This window comes from Metabacillus bambusae (assembly GCF_017497975.1).
GTDB lineage: Bacteria > Bacillota > Bacilli > Bacillales > Bacillaceae > Metabacillus > Metabacillus bambusae.
This window is the reverse complement of the sequence record NZ_JAGDEL010000071.1, coordinates 1-543: the sequence shown is the minus strand read 5'-3', so window position 1 is coordinate 543 and position 543 is coordinate 1. Positions and strand designations below refer to the sequence as shown.

Genomic DNA, 543 nt, shown 5'->3' with positions numbered 1-543 from the left:
AAGCAAGAATACAAGAGGAGATGGATAGATATTCAACATAAACGACGAAAACGCCTTAAAGGTTTGGCGGCCTAGGCGTCTTCTCGTTCAAATAACCGGGCATTCGTATGCCCTTATTCGGTTAGGCTCGGAGGCCTTATGCGTCCTATAATAGCATGGCCTCCACGAATAAGGCAACGTATCGCCTTTAATTTGAGGAGGCTTTTCCAATGTCCGAAAGCTCACGTATGGAAATCATCTGGGGCGTTGCCCTGCTAGACGAAGGATTTACGTCAATTCCTAATCTACTAATTCGCAATTATCGCCGAATTGGAATGGAACACGGCGAGTACGGTTTTATCTCGCAACTGCTCTCCTACAAGCACGACGCGCGTGATCCGTACCCAAGCCGTGAGCTGCTGGCCGCTAACCTCAGCTGCTCGACACGCCAAATTGATAAATGGGTTAAATCGCTCCGAGCAAAGGGTAAGGAAGGAATAGGAGAGAGAAGAAAGAAACAAAAGAAAGAAAGGGGAAACACCGTCTATAACTTCAAGACGTAAC

1 protein-coding gene is annotated in these 543 nt (G+C 47.1%); it reads left to right on the top strand.

Annotated features, from left to right (window positions below; genetic code table 11):
* Nucleotides 1–209 precede the first annotated feature (209 nt).
* Complete coding sequence (locus I7822_RS29630; protein ID WP_207982565.1) at nucleotides 210–542, top strand: helix-turn-helix domain-containing protein; 333 nt, start codon at nucleotides 210–212, stop codon at nucleotides 540–542.
* Nucleotide 543 lies beyond the last annotated feature (1 nt).